Annotated in this window: 20 protein-coding genes and 1 tRNA gene; 10 read left to right on the top strand and 11 right to left on the bottom strand. The window is 65.9% G+C overall.

Annotated features, from left to right (window positions below; all coding sequences use genetic code 11):
* The 4 genes from dxs to DV027_RS06210 all read right to left on the bottom strand — a co-directional run.
* Window positions 1-1,181 (bottom strand): 1-deoxy-D-xylulose-5-phosphate synthase (gene dxs / locus DV027_RS06225; protein WP_130731025.1); only part of this gene is annotated, 1,181 nt, incomplete at its 3' end.
* A gap of 5 nt (window positions 1,182-1,186) precedes the next feature.
* On the bottom strand, window positions 1,187-2,074 hold the full coding sequence (locus tag DV027_RS06220) for a polyprenyl synthetase family protein (RefSeq protein ID WP_130731024.1): 888 nt from the start codon (window positions 2,072-2,074) through the stop codon (window positions 1,187-1,189).
* A 56-nt stretch (window positions 2,075-2,130) separates the two neighbouring features.
* A complete protein-coding gene (locus DV027_RS06215) occupies window positions 2,131-2,361 on the bottom strand; it encodes an exodeoxyribonuclease VII small subunit (protein ID WP_061271667.1) in 231 nt (76 codons plus the stop codon).
* 100 nt (window positions 2,362-2,461) lie between these two features.
* A complete protein-coding gene (locus DV027_RS06210) occupies window positions 2,462-2,728 on the bottom strand; it encodes a sulfurtransferase TusA family protein (protein ID WP_130731023.1) in 267 nt (88 codons plus the stop codon).
* 123 nt (window positions 2,729-2,851) lie between these two features.
* Between DV027_RS06210 and DV027_RS06205 the strand changes: the two genes are divergently transcribed.
* Window positions 2,852-3,760: an ROK family protein gene (locus DV027_RS06205; RefSeq protein ID WP_130731022.1), complete on the top strand. Its 909-nt coding sequence runs from the start codon at window positions 2,852-2,854 to the stop codon at window positions 3,758-3,760.
* A gap of 23 nt (window positions 3,761-3,783) precedes the next feature.
* On the opposite strand, the gene DV027_RS06200 is transcribed toward DV027_RS06205, so the two are convergent.
* The gene (locus DV027_RS06200; RefSeq protein ID WP_130731021.1) at window positions 3,784-4,554 is read right to left on the bottom strand and encodes an RlmE family RNA methyltransferase; all 771 of its coding nucleotides are present in this window, start codon (window positions 4,552-4,554) and stop codon (window positions 3,784-3,786) included.
* A gap of 12 nt (window positions 4,555-4,566) precedes the next feature.
* Entirely contained in the window at window positions 4,567-5,697 is a 1,131-nt protein-coding gene (locus DV027_RS06195; RefSeq protein WP_130731020.1) for a Ppx/GppA phosphatase family protein, read from the bottom strand.
* A 168-nt stretch (window positions 5,698-5,865) separates the two neighbouring features.
* Between DV027_RS06195 and DV027_RS06190 the strand changes: the two genes are divergently transcribed.
* Window positions 5,866-5,939, top strand: a tRNA-Gln gene (locus DV027_RS06190).
* A gap of 69 nt (window positions 5,940-6,008) precedes the next feature.
* Here the strand turns inward: DV027_RS06190 and DV027_RS06185 are convergent.
* Window positions 6,009-7,115 carry an AbrB family transcriptional regulator gene (locus tag DV027_RS06185; RefSeq protein WP_130731019.1) on the bottom strand — a complete coding sequence of 369 codons (1,107 nt, stop codon included), beginning with the start codon at window positions 7,113-7,115 and terminating at the stop codon, window positions 6,009-6,011.
* A gap of 203 nt (window positions 7,116-7,318) precedes the next feature.
* Window positions 7,319-8,047 (bottom strand): SDR family NAD(P)-dependent oxidoreductase, encoded by a 729-nt coding sequence (locus tag DV027_RS06180; RefSeq protein ID WP_130731018.1) that lies wholly within the window; start codon window positions 8,045-8,047, stop codon window positions 7,319-7,321.
* A 218-nt stretch (window positions 8,048-8,265) separates the two neighbouring features.
* On the opposite strand from DV027_RS06180, the gene rpmI reads away from it, so the two are divergent.
* From rpmI to lpxB, 6 genes are all read left to right on the top strand, one after another.
* Window positions 8,266-8,469, top strand: a complete 204-nt coding sequence (gene rpmI / locus DV027_RS06175) for a 50S ribosomal protein L35 (protein ID WP_007400447.1) — start codon at window positions 8,266-8,268, stop codon at window positions 8,467-8,469.
* 14 nt (window positions 8,470-8,483) lie between these two features.
* Window positions 8,484-8,840 carry a 50S ribosomal protein L20 gene (rplT, locus tag DV027_RS06170; protein WP_014104634.1) on the top strand — a complete coding sequence of 119 codons (357 nt, stop codon included), beginning with the start codon at window positions 8,484-8,486 and terminating at the stop codon, window positions 8,838-8,840.
* A gap of 185 nt (window positions 8,841-9,025) precedes the next feature.
* Window positions 9,026-10,096 carry a phenylalanine--tRNA ligase subunit alpha gene (gene pheS / locus DV027_RS06165; RefSeq protein WP_130731017.1) on the top strand — a complete coding sequence of 357 codons (1,071 nt, stop codon included), beginning with the start codon at window positions 9,026-9,028 and terminating at the stop codon, window positions 10,094-10,096.
* A gap of 3 nt (window positions 10,097-10,099) precedes the next feature.
* Window positions 10,100-12,562, top strand: a complete 2,463-nt coding sequence (gene pheT / locus DV027_RS06160) for a phenylalanine--tRNA ligase subunit beta (protein ID WP_130731016.1) — start codon at window positions 10,100-10,102, stop codon at window positions 12,560-12,562.
* The gene (pstS, locus tag DV027_RS06155) at window positions 12,543-13,565 is read left to right on the top strand and encodes a phosphate ABC transporter substrate-binding protein PstS (protein ID WP_130731015.1); all 1,023 of its coding nucleotides are present in this window, start codon (window positions 12,543-12,545) and stop codon (window positions 13,563-13,565) included. The genes pheT and pstS overlap by 20 nt, the downstream gene beginning before the upstream one ends.
* Before the next feature lie 148 nt (window positions 13,566-13,713).
* Window positions 13,714-14,943 (top strand): lipid-A-disaccharide synthase, encoded by a 1,230-nt coding sequence (lpxB, locus tag DV027_RS06150; protein WP_130731014.1) that lies wholly within the window; start codon window positions 13,714-13,716, stop codon window positions 14,941-14,943.
* On the opposite strand, the gene DV027_RS06145 is transcribed toward lpxB, so the two are convergent.
* The 3 genes from DV027_RS06145 to ygfZ are packed head-to-tail and all read right to left on the bottom strand — an operon-like array spanning window position 14,882 to window position 16,398.
* A complete protein-coding gene (locus DV027_RS06145) occupies window positions 14,882-15,097 on the bottom strand; it encodes a hypothetical protein (protein WP_242621752.1) in 216 nt (71 codons plus the stop codon). The two genes, lpxB and DV027_RS06145, sit on opposite strands and share 62 nt — an antisense overlap.
* A gap of 7 nt (window positions 15,098-15,104) precedes the next feature.
* Window positions 15,105-15,521 (bottom strand): phosphoribosyl-AMP cyclohydrolase, encoded by a 417-nt coding sequence (gene hisI / locus DV027_RS06140; RefSeq protein ID WP_130731012.1) that lies wholly within the window; start codon window positions 15,519-15,521, stop codon window positions 15,105-15,107.
* Between the two features lie 46 nt (window positions 15,522-15,567).
* Window positions 15,568-16,398, bottom strand: coding sequence for a CAF17-like 4Fe-4S cluster assembly/insertion protein YgfZ (gene ygfZ / locus DV027_RS06135; protein WP_130731011.1), 831 nt, complete (start codon window positions 16,396-16,398; stop codon window positions 15,568-15,570).
* 84 nt (window positions 16,399-16,482) lie between these two features.
* Here ygfZ and DV027_RS06130 point away from each other — a divergent pair, with 84 nt between their 5' ends.
* Complete coding sequence (locus DV027_RS06130; RefSeq protein ID WP_130731041.1) at window positions 16,483-17,400, top strand: glycosyltransferase family 9 protein; 918 nt, start codon at window positions 16,483-16,485, stop codon at window positions 17,398-17,400.
* A 201-nt stretch (window positions 17,401-17,601) separates the two neighbouring features.
* Window positions 17,602-18,297 (top strand): hypothetical protein, encoded by a 696-nt coding sequence (locus DV027_RS06125; protein ID WP_130731010.1) that lies wholly within the window; start codon window positions 17,602-17,604, stop codon window positions 18,295-18,297.
* Window positions 18,298-18,318 lie beyond the last annotated feature (21 nt).

Here is an 18,318-nt window from a genome sequence, read left to right as displayed (position 1 = left end):
ACGGCATGCTGCTCGGCAATGCCCACGTCAAAGAACCGGTCGGGATAGGCCTTGGCGAACTTGTCGAGCCCGGTGCCCGACGGCATGGCGGCGGTGATGGTGACGATCTTGTCGTCAGTCGCGGCCTGGCGCACGAGTTCCTTCGCAAACACCGAGGTGTAGCTTGGCGGCCCGGACGGGCCCTTCTTCTGCTCGCCGGTGACCACATTGAACTTGGAGACGGCGTGATACTTGTCGCCCGCCGATTCGGCCGGGCTGTAGCCATGGCCCTTTTCGGTGATGACATGCAGCAGCACGGGGCCGACATCCTCGGCGTCGCGCAGGTTGCGCAGGATGTGGACGAGCTGGTTCATGTCATGCCCGTCAACGGGGCCGACGTAATAGAAGCCGAGTTCCTCGAACAGCGTGCCGCCGGTCATGATGCCGCGCGCGTATTCATCGGCCTTCTTGGCGGTGCGCTCGAGGCGGCCGGGCAGGCGCTTGGCCATCTTGGCGGCGAGTTCGCGCAGGTTCAGGAACTTGCGCGACGACATCAGCCGCGACAGGTAGCTCGACATGGCGCCCACCGGGGGGGCTATCGACATCTCGTTGTCGTTGAGCACCACGATCAGGCGCTCGGCGCCGGGGCCGCAATGCGAGGCGTTGTTCATCGCCTCATACGCCATGCCCGCCGAGATCGAGCCATCGCCGATCACCGCAATCACGTTGCGCTCGCGGTAGGAGGGGTCTTCCTCGGCGCGCAGGTGGTGGGCGACGGCCATGCCCAGGCCCGCGGAAATGGAGGTGGAGGAGTGGGCCGCGCCAAACGGGTCGTATTCGCTCTCGCTGCGGCGCGTGAAGCCCGAAAGCCCGCCCGGCTGGCGCAGGGTGCGGATGCGCTCGCGCCGCCCGGTCAGGATCTTGTGGGGGTAGGTCTGGTGGCCCACATCCCAGATCACGCGGTCGGAGGGCGTGTCGAACACGGCATGCAGCGCCACCGTCAGTTCAACCACGCCAAGGGATGCGCCAAGATGGCCACCGGTGGTGGACACGGTATCGATCGTCTCCGACCGCAGTTCCTCCGCAAGCTGCTTGAGCTGCTCGACCGAGAGGTTGCGCATGTCGTGCGGCCACTGCACCCGGTCAAGCTGGGCGTAGCGCCCAAGGGTGGGGATGGTGGAGGACGTGTTGCTCTCGCTCATGTCGATCAGTTCCTGCGCTCGACCACGTAATGCACCAGGTCACGCAGGCGATCCGCCTCTGGCCCGAAGATGTCGATATGGGATTCAGCCAGCTCGGCCACGCGCCGTGCCTCGCGCGCGGCGCCTTCCACGCCCAGCAGGGCGACATAGGTGGACTTGCCCGCCGCCTCGTCCTTGCCTGCGGTCTTGCCGAGTTCCTCGGCGCTGGCGGTGGCGTCGAGCACGTCATCGGCAATCTGGAAGGCGGCGCCAAGGTCACGGCCATAGGCCGAGATGCGCTTGCGCACGTCGTCGCTGGCCTGGCCAAGGATGGCCCCGGCCTCGGCGGAATAGCGGATCAGGCAGCCGGTCTTGAGCGCATGCAGGCGGGCGACTTCCTCAAGCGACAGCGCGCGGCCTTCGCCTTCCATGTCGATCATCTGGCCACCCACCATGCCAGCCGCGCCCGAGGCATCGGCCAGCGCGCGCACGAGGTTGATGCGCACTTCGGCTGAGGCATGCGTGAGCGGATTGGCCAGGATGTCGAACGACATGGTCTGCAGCGCGTCACCGGCGAGGATGGCGGTGGCCTCGTCAAACTTGCGGTGGGTGGAGGGCTGGCCCCGGCGTAGGTCGTCATCATCCATGGCGGGCAGGTCGTCATGCACGAGCGAGTAGGCATGCAGCATCTCGACCGAGGCTGCGACACGGTCGGCCGCCTCAGGGCTGGCCTTGAACAGGCTGGCCACTTCGGCCACCAGGTAGCCACGCAGGCGCTTGCCGCCGCCAAGGGTGGCATAGCGCATGGCATCGATCAGGCGGGCCTCGCCGCCTTCCACGCGCGGGAGCAGGCGGTCGATCATCGCCTCGATGGCAGTGGCGCGCGCGGACATGGATGCACGCAGACGGACCATGCGATCCGTTCCGTCTGTTTGGGACGAGGGTGCTGTTGTTTGGCTCATCTGGTGCATCAATCCATTGGTTTCGCTTCCAGCGCGCCATCGGCACGCTGGACAATCGCCTGAACGCGGGCCTCGGCCTCGTCCAGTTTCTTCTGACAGTACTGTCGCAGGGCGGCGCCACGCTCATAGGCGGTGATCGCGTCTTCCAGCCGCAGCTGGCCGACCTCAAGCTGGCGCACGATGGCTTCAAGTTCGGCCAGAGCCTCCTCGAAGGAAAGGTTGGTCAGGTCATCGGTCATGTGGGCGCGGCACTTCCTGAAATAACGGGGCTGGCGGAGGCATTACATCCTTGTAGGCCCTCCTGCCAAGGGGACAACGTGTTTTACGGCATTTTGGAGTCTAGGCCGGGGCCGGTGACGCGGGGGTAGTGGGTGTTGTGTCGGGCCTGCGGCGGATGACGAAGGAGAGCGTGCCGCCTTCCTCGCCAAAAGCGATGAGGGCATGGCCCGTTTCGCGGCAGAAAGCCTGGAAATCCGCAACCGAGGCCCGGTCGGTCGCGATCACGCGCAGCCGCGCGCCCGGGGGCAGCCCGCGCAGCATGCGGTTGGCCTTGAGCACGGGCAGCGGGCAGGTCAGGCCGCGCGCGTCTAGCAGGATTTCACTCATGGGTGGCCATGCCTCCTTGGTGGTTGGCAGCTATGCCCTTGCATCAGGGTTTGATGTTGCGTGCAGGTACGATCATAAAAGCAAATGCGCCACTGATAAAACATGATGAAAGAAAGACTCCGGATGGCCGACTATCGTATTGGAATTGATTTTGGTGGTACCAAGATCGAAATAACCGCCCTCGGCATGGATGGCGCAGAGCTGCTGCGTCGCCGCATTGCCAATCCTGGCAACTATCCTGCGGCCATCGAGGCCATGTGCGACCTTATCCGGGGTGTTGATCATGAACTCGGGGGCACCGGCACGGTTGGAATCGGCATTCCCGGTTCCATCAGCCCCGATACGGGCGTGATCAAGAATGCCAATGCCACGTGGCTCAACAACCAGCCCCTGATCGTTGACATGACGGCAGCGCTCGGGCGCGAGGTGCGCATCGAGAATGATGCGAACTGCTTTGCGTTGTCAGAGGCGATCGATGGCGCGGGGGCAGGGTATCGCAACGTGTTTGGCGTGATCATCGGCACCGGCATGGGGGCGGGCATCGTGGTCGACCAGAAGCTGCTGATCGGCCATAACCACATTGCGGGTGAATGGGGGCATGTGCCGCTGCCGTGGCCGCGCATCGAGGAATTTCCCATGCCCAAATGCTTCTGCGGCAATGAAGGGTGCATGGAGCGCTTTCTCAGCGGCTCGGCGCTTGCACAGGACTGGAAAGGCCCCGGCCATCGCAGCGCCGCCCATATCGAGCAGGAGGCCGAGGCAGGCGACCTGACCGCCATCGGCGCGCTCGACCGCTACATGGACCGCATGGCCCGCGCCTGCGCCATGGCCATCAACTTCATGGACCCCGACATCATCGTGCTTGGTGGTGGCGTGTCGAACCTTGATTCGATCTATGACCGTGTGCCCCGCCTCATGCGGCGCTATGTCATCACCCCCAACTGCACCACGCCGATCGTGCGCAACAAGCATGGCGACAGTTCGGGCGTGCGCGGTGCCGCATGGCTGTGGGATGATCACCACACGGCATGAAGCTCCGGCAGGGGCGGGCTGTTTTAGCCTTCCCCCTCGGCCTCCGCATCCGGGGCACGGAAGCCCGTGGCCACCACGTAAAGCTCGCTGGATTCCTTGCGGCTTGCGGGCGGCTTGGCGTGGCGGACCTGGGTAAACAGACGCTTGAGTTCAGCCAGCATCTGCTTTTCCGACCCGCCCTGGAACACCTTGGCCACGAACGCGCCGCCGGGGGCAAGGATGCGCGTTGCAAAATCCAGCGCCAGTTCGGCCAGGCCGATGATGCGCAGGTGATCGGTCGGCGCATGGCCCGTGGTGTTGGGCGCCATGTCGGACATGACCACGTTGGCCCGCCCGCCGAGCAGTTCCGTCAGGCGGCCGGGCATGTCGGGGTCGTTGAAATCCCCTTCGATGATGGTCGCACCTGGCACCGGGTCCACCGGCAGCAGGTCCACGCCCACCACCTCGGCAGCCCCCCGCTTGACCGCGACCTGTGTCCAGCCGCCCGGTGCCGCGCCAAGATCGACAATGCGCGTGCCGGGCGTGATCAGGTGAAAACGGTCATCGAGTTCGATCAGCTTGAAGGCCGCGCGCGAGCGCCAGCCCTGCTTCTGGGCGGCCTGCACGTAGGGGTCGTTGAGCTGGCGCTGTAGCCAGCGGTGCTGCGCGGTGGTGCGCCCGCGGGCCTTCTTTACGGTTACGGTCTTGGTGCGGTGGGACTGGGCGGCCTGCCCGTCGCTGGCGCTGTCACCGCCGGGAGTGAGACTGCTGGTACGGGCCTTGCCCGGAATGCGGGTGGTGGAACGCTGCTTCATGACGGGACGCGGTCAGGGACTGACCTGGTGCTCCAAACGATTGTACAGGGAAAAGGAAGGCGGCGCGGTGGCTGGGGCCGCCTGTCGCCTGCGGTCGCCAATCATGCGTAAAAGCAGGCCGTCGCGCAATCCCCGGTCGGCCACGGTCACGTCCGGCATGGGCCATGTGGTGACGATGGCCTCGAATATGGCGCAGCCCGGCAGGATGTAGCGCGCGCGCTCCGCCCCGATGATGGGGTTGCGCACCAGCCCCTCGAGCCCGCCCGCGCGCAGGGCGTCGATCATGCTCAGGGCACGGGGCACGGACAGGGCGGAGCCATCAATGCTGGCCCGGTCGTAACGGTCCTGGCCCAGGGCAAGGCTGGCCAGCGTGGTCACGGTGCCGCTGGTGCCCAGCAGCATGACATTCTGGCGCGCGATTTCACGCGCGATGCAGTGCACGTCGTCAAAGCCGCGCAGCACGTCGCTGATTTCGGATACGACGCCGTGATAGCCCCGATCGGTAAAGATATCGGCGCCGTGGCGCTCGGCCAGGGTCATGATGCCCACCGGCAGGCTGACATAGCCCGAAAGGTCATGCCGCCCGGCCTCGCGGTCGATGCGCGCCCAGGCGATCTCGGTCGAGCCGCCACCAATATCGAACAGTAGCCCGCGGCTGGTGCCCGCCCGCCCGCCCTGCAGCAGCGAGGTGCAGGCCGCAAGGGCCAGCTCGGCCTCCTCCCGCGCGGAAATGACGGATATGTCGAGCCCGGTCTCGCGCAGCACGCGGCCGATGAACTCCATGCCATTGGCCGCCCGCCTGCATGCTTCGGTGGCAATGGCGCGGTGGCCATGCAGGTCGTACAGCCCCATGCGCGCCACGCAGGCCTGCAGGGCGGCGAGCGTGCGCTCCATGGCGGCATCGGCCAGCTGGCCGGAATGGTGCAGCCCTTCGCCAAGGCGCACGGCGCGGCTGAAACTGTCGATCACGCGCAGGCCGTGTTCGCCCGCGCGCGCAATGAGCAGGCGGCAGTTATGGGTGCCAAGGTCGATGGCGGCATAAAGCGGCGCGCGCATGAAGCGGCGGTGCGGGGCGGCCGGGTGGGGCGCAATCCCTGCCAGCGGGCGTATCTGTGCACTGTGCGGCTGCTGGACCATGTTCATCCCAAACCCGTTTGACGGCCAAGGTATTACCTATTGTGTTGAGTGTTCTGCGCAAAACGCAAGACAAAAGAGAAAAGTTTATAAAAATGCGCAGCAGGGGGTTGCGCGCCCTGAAGCAGGCCGGTATATGCCTGATCACCGCAGCGCATCGCGCCGCTCTCTCCTTGCTGGGGGATAGTTTAGCGGTAGAACTACCGGCTCTGACCCGGTCAGCCCTGGTTCGAATCCAGGTCCCCCAGCCAAATTTTCCCTTAAAAATTGATTGTTGTTTGCAGCCTGTCGTCCGACAAGGCTGTTTTTTGTGCTTCCGGCTATCGTTCCACCCATCGGCTGAGCGTGCGGGCGAATAGCGGGCCGGTAAACAGCACGAGCACGAAGCGCACGGTCTGCATGGCCATGACGAAAGGCATGTCAACGCCTGGCGTGGTGGCTGCGATAATGGCCACGGTATCCTCGCCCCCCGGGCTGGTGGCCAGATAGGCGGTGAGCAGCGAGACATGCTTGAAATGGGCCAGGACGAGCGCCATTGCCCCGCAGCCTGCGATCATCAATGTAATGGCGATCAGTATGTAAGGAAACGCGCGGGCGGCATAATGCAGCGTGGCGCGTGTAAACCGCAGGCCGATGCCCCAGCCCAGCACCGCGTAACCGGTAGCGAGAAACCATGGTGGCAGCTCGATCGAGAGCAGACCCATATCCTGTAGTCCCGTTGCAAAAATAAGCGGCACCATGAGCGCACCGGCTGAAAGCCGTAACATATGGGCCAGGTACACGCCGGCCACGATGATGCCGATCGTCGCGCCAAAGGCAGGCCAGGATGCGGGCATTGCCCAGAACGCGCTTGCCGCCCCGTCAGCCATGACCGGGGTTGTGCTGCGTGCCATGGTGGTCGCTGCTATGGCCACGGCGGCGGCGCGGAAATACTGCATGAAGGCAACAAGCCGCATATCCGCGCCATAGCCCTGCGACATCAGCGTCATGACCGTGGCGGCACCCGGCGAGGCGCCCCACAGGGCCGTGCTGCCGGGCAGGACCTTCCACCGTGCCAGGCAGAAGCCGATCAGGGTGCACAGAACGATCACGCACAGGACCCCACCCAGGAAAAACGGTCCCTCGCCCATAACCTTGTAAAAGATACTGACTTTCAGGCTGCGTGCGATCATGCACCCCACAATGCCCTGCGCCAGCAAAAAGGCGGGGCCGGGAATGGGGAGGTGGGCCTCATTGACCGCCAGCACGACGGCGGCGAACATCGGCCCGATCAGGATGGCGGCAGGCAGGTGCAGGGCATGCAGCGGCACGGTAAGGGCAACTGACAGGGCAAGCAGGCAGCACCACTTCATGCCCATGTTGCCATTCCGGAATGAAAGGGGCGTGGCGGGAGCCTGCCGGGTAGGGGTGGGTGTTATGTCTGGCATGGAATTTCTCGATCGGACGCAGGCGGCATCAATGCCACGTTTCATCCTGCCCGGATACGGTTTCGCGGTGCTGCTGCCGCGAATGGCTGGTCATTCCCCAAGGAATGGCTTTGTGGGTTGACGGGAGTTGCGGGGCGTCGTCACGCGTGATCCGTGTCGGGGCCGGGCGGCATGGTCGTGCCGCCCGGGCCTTCAGGGGTTGTTCAGGCCGTGATGCCGCCATCGGTCGTCAGTGCCGAGCCGGTGATGAAGCTGGCCTGCGGGCTGGCAAGGAACGAGACCACGGTGGCGATATCGCTTACCTGCCCGTATTCCTTGTGGCACATGAAGCTACGCAGCAGGTCGGCCGCGGGCCCGGTGGCGGGGTTCATGTCGGTATCGATCGGGCCGGGCTGTACCACGTTGATGGTGATGCCGCGCGGGCCGAGGTCACGCGCAGCCCCCCGGGCAAACCCGTTCAGCGCCGCCTTGGAGGCCGAATAGAGCGAAATGCCGGGGACGGGGGAGCGATCGGCAAAGGCCGAGCCGATCAGGATGATGCGGCCACCCTTGCTCATGTGGCGCGAGGCCTCGATGGCCTCGATCATCACGGCGCGCACGTTCAGGCCCAGCACGGCATCGACCTGCGCGTCGGTCATCTCGCTCACGTCGCCATGGGGGTAGACGCCCGCATTGCACACCAGCGCATCGATGCGGCCCAGGTCGCGCACCACCTGCTGGATCGCGGCACGGTTGCCATTGCCTTCGCCATCACAGCAGATGGCCATGGCGCGGCGGCCCAGGGCGCGGATTTCGGCCACGGTTTCCTCGGCAGCCTTCTCGTTGCGGGCGTAGGAGATGGCAATGTCATACCCGTCCTTTGCCAGCGCCTTGGCAATGCCCGCGCCAATGCCGCGGCTGCCGCCGGTTACGTAGGCTACGCGTTGGGTCATTTTGTTTTCCTCCCGGTTATTAATGGTGCTTTTTCCTCCTACAGCATGGGGCGGGCAGGGGAAAGCACGGCGCGGGCCATCAAGGGGGTTGATCGGGAATGCCAGGTTGTCTATAGCCTGCGTGTTCGCGCGTCCGGGCCTGTAGGGCATGCCCGGCCGCAATGGCGTTGCTGCCTGTAACAGGGCAGGGCGCAGCCTTTAACCTTAAGGAGAAGCAAATGCCCAAGATGAAGACCAAGTCTTCGGTCAAGAAGCGGTTCAAGATCACCGCCACCGGCAAGGTGCTGGCAGGACCCGGCAACAAGCGCCACGGCCTGATCAACCGCTCGCAGAAGATGAAGCGCACGAACCGTGGTTCGCAGGTGCTGACTGAAATGGATGGCCGCACTGTAAAGCAGTGGGCCCCCTACGGCCTGGCATAAGGAGCACCTGAGATATGGCACGTGTGAAACGCGGCGTAACGACGCTCGCCCGTCACAAGAAGGTTCTGGCAGCTTCCAAGGGCTTCCGGGGTCGTTCTTCCACCAATTACCGCATCGCGCTGGAACGTCTGGAAAAGTCGCTCCAGTACGCCTACCGCGATCGCCGCAACAAGAAGCGTGAGTTCCGCGCCCTGTGGATCCAGCGTATCAACGCTGCGGTGCGCGAGCATGGCCTGACCTACAGCCGCTTCATCAACGGCCTGGACAAGGCTGGCATCGAGATCGACCGCAAGGTCCTCGCCGCCATCGCCTATGACGACGCGGCAACCTTTGCCGAGATCGTGAAGAAGGCGCAGGCCGCTCTGGCCTGATCCCTGTTCCCGCCCGCGTGGCGACAGGTCCACGAAACGGGTCGTCCGCAGGGGCGGCCCGTTTTGTTTTATACGATGCCCGCGCCCTGCCGCCATGGCAGGTGCGGGCGCAAACACGCGCCGGGTCTGGTGGCCAGACTGCTGCCCTTGCCAGCCCGCCCGATTGAGAGCCTGTGCGAGGTGCTATGAGTGACGATCTCGAAACCCTGAGGGAACAGACAGTTCAGGCACTCGCTGCCGCGACCGACCAGCGCGCGTGGGATGCCGTGCGCGTGGGCACGTTGGGCAAGTCGGGCAGGCTGACCGCGCTGCTCAAGGAACTCGGGCGCATGACGCCGGATGAGCGCCGCGCACGTGGCGCGGCACTCAACCGCCTGCGTGATGACCTGACCCGCCTGATCGAGGCGCGTGGCCAGGAACTCGAGGCAGCAGCCCTCAACGCCCGTCTCGCTGCCGAGCGCGTGGACGTAACGCTGCCCGGCGCGCCAGAAGCCTGCGGCCTGCTGCACCCCATCACCCGCACCATCGAGGAAATGGCCGCCATTTTCGGCGCCATGGGTTTCCAGGTTGCCGAAGGCCCGGATATCGAGAGCGACTGGCACAATTTCTCGGCACTGAACACGCCCGCCCATCACCCCGCCCGGACCGATCAGGACACGTTCTACCTGCCGCCCGAGGCCGAGGGCCAGCCCGAGCGCGTGCTGCGCACCCAGACATCGGGCGTGCAGATCCGCACCATGCTGGGCCAGGAGCCGCCCATCCGCATCATCGCCCCCGGCCGCACCTATCGTGCCGACCATGATGCCACGCATTCGCCCATGTTCCACCAGTGCGAGGGGCTGGTGATCGAGAAGGGAATTACGCTCGGCCACCTCAAGGGCTGCCTGTCGGACTTCCTGCGCGCATTCTTCCAGATGCCGGACCTGCCGGTGCGCTTTCGCGCCTCCTACTTTCCGTTCACCGAGCCGTCGATGGAAATCGACATCGGCTGGTCGCGCAGGACCGGCCAGATCGGCGCGGGTGATGACTGGCTGGAAGTGCTGGGTGCCGGCATGGTCCACCCCCGCGTGCTGGCCAATTGCGGGCTGGATGCGCGTGAGTGGCAGGGCTTTGCCTTTGGCATGGGCATCGAGCGGCTGACCATGCTGCGCCACGGCATTCCCGATCTGCGCTCGTTCTATGAAAGCGATGTCCGCTGGCTGCGCCATTATGGCACCAGCCCCCTGTCTCCCGCCCTGCTGCACGAAGGTCTGTGATCGATGAAGTTCTCCCTGTCCTGGCTGCGCGAACACCTTGAGACCACCGCAACGCTGGAAGAGATCACCGCCACCCTGAACACCATCGGCCTTGAGGTGGAAGGTGTGGAAGACCCGGGTGCCGCGCTGGCGTCCTTCCGCACTGCCCGCATCATCGAGGCCGTGCAGCACCCCAATGCCGATCGCCTGCGCGTGTGCCAGGTCGATGCGGGCGAAGGCTTCGAGCGCGTGCAGGTCGTGTGCGGCGCGCCCAATGCGCGAGCGGGGCTGCATGTGATCTTTGCGCCGCCGGGCACGCATATTCCTGCTTCCGGCATCACCATCAAGGCAGGCAAGCTGCGTGGCGAGGCCAGTGGCGGCATGCTGTGCTCGCTGCGTGAACTGGGCCTTGGCGAGGACCATGACGGCATTGCCGAACTGCCCGATGGCACGGCGCCGGGCCAGTCCTACCCGCTCTTTGCCAAACTTGATGATCCCGTGATCGATATCGCCATCACCCCCAACCGGGGCGATGCGCTGGCCGTGCGTGGCGTGGCGCGCGATCTGGCGGCAGCGGGCCTTGGCAAGCTGAAGCCCTGGCTGGTCGAGACCGTGGAGGGGCAGGGCGAGAGCACCATCAACTGGCGCATCACCTACCCCGAGGCCTGCCCGTGGGTGCTCGGGCGCACCATCCGAGGCGTGAAAAACGGCCCCAGCCCGGCATGGCTGCGCCGCAGGCTGGAATCGATCGGCCTGCGCCCGATCTCGGCGCTGGTCGATATCACCAATTTCTTCACCCATGACCTCGGCCGCCCGCTGCATGTGTTCGATGCGGACAGGATCCGTGGCGGTGAACTGACCATCTGCCGGGGCGCGGGCGAGACCTTTACGGCGCTTGATGGCAGCGAACATGTCATGACGCCTGATGACTGCGTGATTGCCGACAGCAGCGGCGTGCTGTCGCTGGCAGGCATCATGGGCGGTGCGGAGAGTGGCGTGAGCGCGGAGACGACCACCGTGTTCGTGGAATGCGCGCTGTTCGACCCCGTGGCCATTGCGCTGTCCGGGCGGCGGCACAACCTGCACTCGGATGCCCGCCAGCGCTTTGAGCGTGGCGTGGACCAGGCCCTGCCGCCCGCAGCCCTTGAGGCCGCGACGCGCATGATCATCGATCTGTGCGGCGGCGTGGCCGATAATGTGGTCTCCGCCGGGGCGGAGCCCGCATGGCAGCGGCAGGCGCATCTGGAATTCGCCCGGCTTGAAACCCTTGGCGGCCTGGTGGAGGAGCCGGATCACGCCGTGCACCTGCTTGAAGGGCTGGGCTTTGAAGTGCGCGAATGCGACGCCCGCCATGTGGTGGTGGACGTGCCCTCATGGCGCAACGACATTGCAACGCCCATGCTGCTCGACCAGCAGCCCGGCCTGCCCGAGGCCCGCGCCAGGGCCGCGGCGGAAGGGGCTGTGGCGATCAACCCCGAAGTGGACCTGATCGAGGAGGTGCTGCGCCTGCGCGGGCTCGATAGCGTGCCCGCCGTGTCGCTGCCGGTGCATAGCGCCGTGCCGCTGCCAGCCCTGGCCCCGCGGCAGGCCCGTATTGCCAGCCTGCGCCGCACGCTTGCCGCGCGCGGATTGCTCGAGACGGTCGGCTTCTCCTTCGTGGCGCAGGAACAGGCCGCCCAGTTTGGTGAAACGCCCGCTGATCTGCACCTGCTCAACCCCATTGCCGCTGACCTCGACCAGATGCGCCCGACCCCGCTGGTCAACCTGCTGGCCGCGATCAAGGCCAACGCGGCACGGGGTTATCCTGATATCGGCCTGTTCGAGGTTGGCCCCGGCTTTGATGCCGATGGCCAGAAGCAGGTCGCAGCCGGTATCCGCAGTGGCCATTCGGCCCGCCAGCCCGGCCAGCCAGCCCGGCCAGTCGACCTGTGGCAGGTCAAGGCCGATGCACTGGCAGCCCTCGCGGTGATGGGTGCCGCGATGGAGGGGCTGAGCCTGAGCGCCGATGCCCCCGCTTACTACCATCCGGGTCGCTCGGGCGTGATCCGGCAGGGGCCGAAGCTGGTGCTGGGCCATTTCGGGCAGTTGCATCCCGCCCTGCTGGCCGCGCGCGGTATTGACGTGCCGGTATGCGCGTTCACGCTGTACCTCGATGCGGTACCCGAGCCCAAGCGCAGGCGCAAGGGGCCGCCCGCGCTCTCGGCCTTCCAGCCGCTCAAGCGTGATTTTGCGTTTGTGGTGGATGCGGATGTGCCGGCGGAAAAACTGCTCAGGGCCGTAAAGGGCGCGGAACGCAACCTGATCGTGGCCGTAAGCCTGTTTGATGTGTATGAGGGCGACAAGGTGCCTGCGGGCCACAAGTCGCTTGGCATCGAGATAACCCTGCAGCCGATGGACGGAACCCTGACCGATGCGGAGATCGAGGCTGTGTGTGACCGGGTGGTGGCCGCCGCGCATAAAAGCTGCAATGCCGTCCTGCGGGGCTGAGCGGCGCGGCTGGGGGCTGGGGCTGGCAGCAATGCTGGCCGTGGCCAGCACGCCCGCCCTTGCCACCGACATAACGGGCGCAGGCTCCAGCTTTGGCGCGCCGATCTATGGCGCGTGGGGGGCCGGGGCGGCAAAGGCCACCGATATCCGCCTCAATTACCAGACCATCGGCTCAGGGGCAGGGCAGAACCAGGTCAAGGCCCGCACGGTGGATTTCGGGGCCTCTGACGCGCCCATGACCGCAGCCCAGCTTCAGCAGAACGGGCTGGTCCAGTTCCCCACCGTGCTGGGTGCCATCGTGCCGGTGGTGAACCTGCCCGGTGTCGATGCCAGCCAGCTGCGCCTGACCGGCCCCCTGCTGGCCGATATCTATGGCGGCGAAATCAGCATGTGGAACGACCCGCGCATTGCGGCGGAAAACCCCGGCCTGACCCTGCCCGCCATGCCCGTGGCCCCGGTGCGCCGGGCGGACGGGTCGGGCACGACCTTCGTGTTCACGTCCTACCTTGCCCGCGTCTCGGCGCACTGGGCGCACGAGCAGGGCAGTGGCACCTCGATCGAATGGCCGGTGGGCGAGGGCGCGCGTGGCAATGACGGCATCGCCGCCGCCGTGCGCAATACCGAAGGCAGCATCGGCTATCTTGAATACGCCTATGCGGCAGGCAATCACATGCCCATGGCCCGGCTGCGCAATCATCATGGTGATGTGGTGGCGGCGGATGATGCAAGCTTCCGCCAGGCCGTGACCACGGCCCACTGGTCAACCGATGCCAGTCATTCTGCCGATGTGCTTGATGGCGATGGCACCGGGGCATGGCCCATCATGGCCGCGACCTATGTGCTGGTCCCGACCGACCGCGCCGATACGCCACAGGGCCAGGCAGTGCGGGAATTCTTTACCTGGAGCATGGCGCATGGCAGCGAGGCGGCGGTGACGCTGAATTACGTGCCTCTGCCCGATGATATTCGCGCCAGCATAACGAGCCTGCTCAAGGCCCGGTAAGTGGCCAGAAAATTGTAAAGAAGTTTTTGGTGAAGCTTTTTTCAAAAAGCTTCAGACCTGAAACAGGGCAGGGATCACGCATGGGGCGGCAGATATTTTCGCCACTGCCATTTGCGCCTTTTGTCCCGACACGATAAGCCGGTCTGGCATGACCAAGCCTTCCATTCCCCCTGCGCCTGCGGGCGGTTCCCCCTCCGGCCCGACCATATGGATCATGGCGGGGGAAGCCAGCGGCGACGTGCTGGGCAGCCGCCTCATGATCGCGCTGCGCCAGTTGCGGCCTGACCTGCATTTTGCGGGCATCGGGGGGGAGCGCATGCACGCACAGGGGCTGCAATCGCTTTTTCCGCTGCGTGACCTTGCGGTGATGGGCCTGCTCGAGGTGCTGCCGCGCATCCGCCACCTCTCGCGCAGGCTCGATCAGGCCGTGGCGGATATTACCGCGCGCAGGCCCGCGCTGGTCATTACCATCGACAGCCCCGGCTTTACCCTGCGCCTGCTGCGCCGGATCGCGCCGCTCTCCATTCCCCGCCTGCATTACGTGGCCCCGCAGGTCTGGGCGTGGCGCGAGCACAGGGTGCGCGAATTTCCCGGCCTGTGGGAGCGCATGCTGTGCCTGCTGCCCTTCGAGCCGGAATTCTTCGCACGCCACGGCATCGAAGCGCGTTTTGTTGGTCATCCGGTGGTGCAGTCGGGGGCGGATGAGGGGTCGGCTGCGGCCTTCAGGGCGCGTTACAAAATTGCGCCAGAGGCGCCCATCCTTGTGCTCATGCCCGGCAGCCGCCGCTCGGAGGCGCCGCGCCTGCTGCCGGTCTTTGGTCGCATGCTGGCCTTCGTGCAGCGCAACAGGCCCGATATCGTGGCCGTGGTGCCGGTCTCGCCCGTTATTGCCGATATCGTGCGCGCGGGTGTGGCCCGGTGGCCAGTGCGGCCCCTGATCGTGACCGATGTGCATGACAAGCATGATGCGTTTGCCGCGGCCTCCGCGGCGCTGACCAAGTCAGGCACCTCCACGCTGGAACTGGCCATGGCCAACGTGCCCATGGCCGTGACCTACCGCGTCAATCCGCTGACGGCAGCCATTGCGCGGCGGCTGATCCGCGTGCCGTACGTGGCCATGGTCAACCTGCTGGCGGGCCACCGGCTGGTGCCCGAACTGCTGCAGGAGCGCTGCACGCCCGAACTGCTGGCCGCCACCGTCGAGCGCCTGCTGGCAGACCCCGCCAGCCGCGCGCTGCAACGCACCGGGTTTGCCCATATCCGCGCGGCCCTGCATGGCCCGGGCGAAAACCCGGCCCATGCGGCGGCCCGCGAGATTATTGACCTGCTGGGGGCGGGGCAGGCGGCGCGGCCTGGCCCGGTGTTGCAGGGGCAGTAGCAGCAGGCGGGGCGGCGGGTTCGTTTTCCGAGATCAGGGCATGCATTTCGTTGCGCAGCATGAAAAAGCCCATGAGGACCGTGCCCACCACGGTAATGCCGATCCAGATCAGCTTGGTTATCTGTTCGCGTTTTTCTTCGTCGTTTTCCTGCATGATCCGTTCAGCCCTTGCCATAAAGTGTTTCAGCCGCGACCTCCGGCTGCGTGATCTCCACGATCCCTTCGGGGCGCAGCGCGTTATAGAAGCAGCTGCGCCGCCCGGTGTGGCAGGCAACGCCTTTCTGGTCGACCAGCAGCAGCACCGCATCGCGGTCGCAATCCAGCCGGGCATCCACCAGGGTCTGCACCTGGCCCGATGTCTCGCCCTTGCGCCATAAACCGTTGCGGCTGCGCGAGAAGTAGCACACGCGGCCCGTGCGCAGGGTCTCGTCCAGCGCCTCGGCATTCATCCACGCCAGCATCAGCACCTCGCCGCTGTCATGTTGCTGGGCGATGGCGGTTATCAGGCCATCGGCATTGAATTTGACGCGCTCGATCATGGCGGCGCGCGTGGCCGGCGCAGGCGGTGTGTAAGACATGGATATTGACCTTGGAACGTGAAAAACGGGGGGCGGGCGGGCCGCCTTATTGCGGTTTGGCGGGCAGGCTGAACCACTGCGGCAGATGCACCTGCACTGCATGGCCTGCCGCCACAAGATCGGTGTCGTGCAGATGCTCGCTGCGGATCATGGCCAGTCCCGCGCCATCGCGTGAGGAGCGCATCTCGCCCACCGTCTTTTCCCCCGCCATGATAGGCGTGCCCGGCACGGGAAGGTCGTGGCGGGACGATACGGGCACGAGATGGCGGCGCACCAGCCCCCGGTAGCGCGTGCGCGCGGTCAGTTCCTGGCCCATGTAGCAGCCCTTGGTCCATGAAATGCCATTGAGCTGGTCGAAATTGGCTTCGAGCAGCAGGGTTTTATCGCTTTCACAGTCACGCGGCCCATCGGGCAGGCCCAGCGCCAGGCGATGACGGTCGTACTCCACTTCATCCGTCGTAGGGTGGGGCGTGGGGTGACCCAGCAGGAAGCGCCAGCCCGCCCCGGCCACACGCGGGTCGGGGGCTGCGGGATAGCCTTCGGGCGCGGTGAAGCCTTCGCCCCAGGCCGCATGCACGGCGTAGCCGGTCTCGCCAAGTTCGACCTGCGCGCGCAGGCGGTAGCGCGACAGGCGCTGGCGCAGCATGTCGGCCTGGCTGGCATCGCAGTCAAGCAGCAGCCGCTCGCCCTCGGGATCGGCAAAAACAAAGAAATCCGCCAGCCATTTGCCCTGTGCCGACAGGAACGCGGTCCAGGCCGCCCGGCCGGGGGCAACCGTGGTCATGTCGTTGGAGACAAGCCCCTGCAGGAAGGAGACGCGGTCAGCACCCGATACGCTGAGCACGCTGCGGGCGGGAAGGTGAGCAATTCTGGCCATGGGTGCAATCTGGCCATGCCCGTGCCCGCAGGCAAGGGCAAAGAGAGGTTGGCACGCACGCAAAACCTGACTAGCACCGAAAAAATGCACATCCTGTTCATCACATCCACCCGGCTGGGTGATGCCATTCTCTCCACCGGGCTGCTCGATACGCTGCTAAGGCGTTACCCCGAGGCCGATTTCACCATCGCATGCGGGCCGGTGGCGGCCGGGCTGTTCGCGCACATGCCACGCCGCGTGCGCACGATCGAGATGGTCAAGCGCCCGCGCAACATGCACTGGGTCGATCTGTGGCGGCAGTGCCGGGGGCGCAAATGGGATCTGTGCGTGGACCTGCGCAGCTCGGTCGTGAGCTATTTCCTGCGTGTGGGCGAGCGGCACGTGATGCAGGGCGGCCGCCGCAGGGGGCCGCGGATCACGCATATCGGCAACCTGCTGGAACTTGATCCCGCACCCCTGCCGGTTACGTGGACCAGTGCCGCCGAGCGCATGGAGGCCGCGCGCATGCTGCCCGATGATGGTACGCGCTGGCTCGCCCTTGGCCCCACCGCCAACTGGGATGGCAAAATCTGGCCGCCCGAGCGGTTTGTTGCAGTATTCAAGGCCCTGCAGGCTGATGATCCGCGCCTGCGGCCGGTCATCCTGTATGGCCCCGGTGAGGCGGAGCGCGCCCGTGCCCTGCCGGTGATCGAACACCTGCCCGATGCGCTGGACACGGGGGGCAGCCTGACGGTGACGCAGGTCGCGGCCCTGCTCGCGCGCTGCATGCTGTTCATTGGCAATGATTCGGGGCTCATGCATCTGGCTGCGGCCAGCCGGATTCCCACGCTAGGCCTGTTTGGCCGCAGCAAGGCAATGGAATACGCGCCCGCAGGCCCGTGGGGGCGGGTGGCCATGGCACCCGGCCCGGTGGGCAATGCACCGATGGAGGGGCTGAGCGTGAAGCAGGTGGTCCTGACCGCGCAGGGGCTCCTGCGCGACTGGAGCCATGCGAAACGGTGAAAAAACCCGATTTTTTGCATTTTCCGCCCGCTTATCGCTGGCGGTGCAAAACAGGCCGGTCTATGTGATCGAACAGGCAGAAATGGGCCGTGGCACTGGCTGGGTGGTTTGCCGTGCCGCGCCGGGCCGGATATGCTGGCCCGGAAATCACCACGCGTAAGGTGCGATGCGCCACGCAAGCGAGCAGGGAACGACACGAACGTGGCTGACGACATCTTCATGGAAGTCGATGAGGAAATCCGTGCCGAACGCATCCGGGCACTGGCGCGGCGCTATCTTGTCGTTGCCGGTGTCGTGGTGGCGGCCGTGTGCATTGGCGCGGGCGGGTGGCAGTATTCCGTCTCGCGCGCGCACAAGGCGGATGCCGCCGTCTCGGCCGCCTATTTCACCGCCATGCAGGATGCCGCCCGCGCGCCCGATGCCGCGGGCACCGATGCCGGCCTGACCGCACGGCAGAAAAAGGGCCTGCAGGAACTCGAAGCGCTTGATGCGCAGGCCCGCCCGCCGCTGCGCGTGCTCGAGCGCATGGAACGCGCGGCCCTGCTGGCCACGGATGGCAAACTGCCTGCCGCCCTGGCCCTGTGGGATGGCGTGAGCCAGGAACACGCGGTTGACCCCACCATTGCCTCCCTGGCCAGCCTGCTGTGGGTACAGCACCAGATTGACGGAGGCGACCCCGCCACCCTGCGGTCGCGCCTTGCGGTCATTGATGGCGCGGGCCAGCCCTGGCGTGGTCAGGCCATCGAGGCCGAGGCCCTGCTTGACCTGAGGGTGGGCAAGCCTGCCGAGGCACGCGCCAAATTCGAGCGCCTTGCCATGGACATGACCATTGCCGATGGCGTGCGCAGCCGCGCCGAGGCCATGCTCCAGACGCTGGGGGGCGACGCTGGTGGCTAGTCCTGACCCTGCATCCCCCAC

It is taken from the genome of Komagataeibacter xylinus (assembly GCF_004302915.1).
Lineage (GTDB): Bacteria > Pseudomonadota > Alphaproteobacteria > Acetobacterales > Acetobacteraceae > Komagataeibacter > Komagataeibacter xylinus_C.
This window is presented reverse-complemented; position numbering and strand designations above follow the sequence as displayed.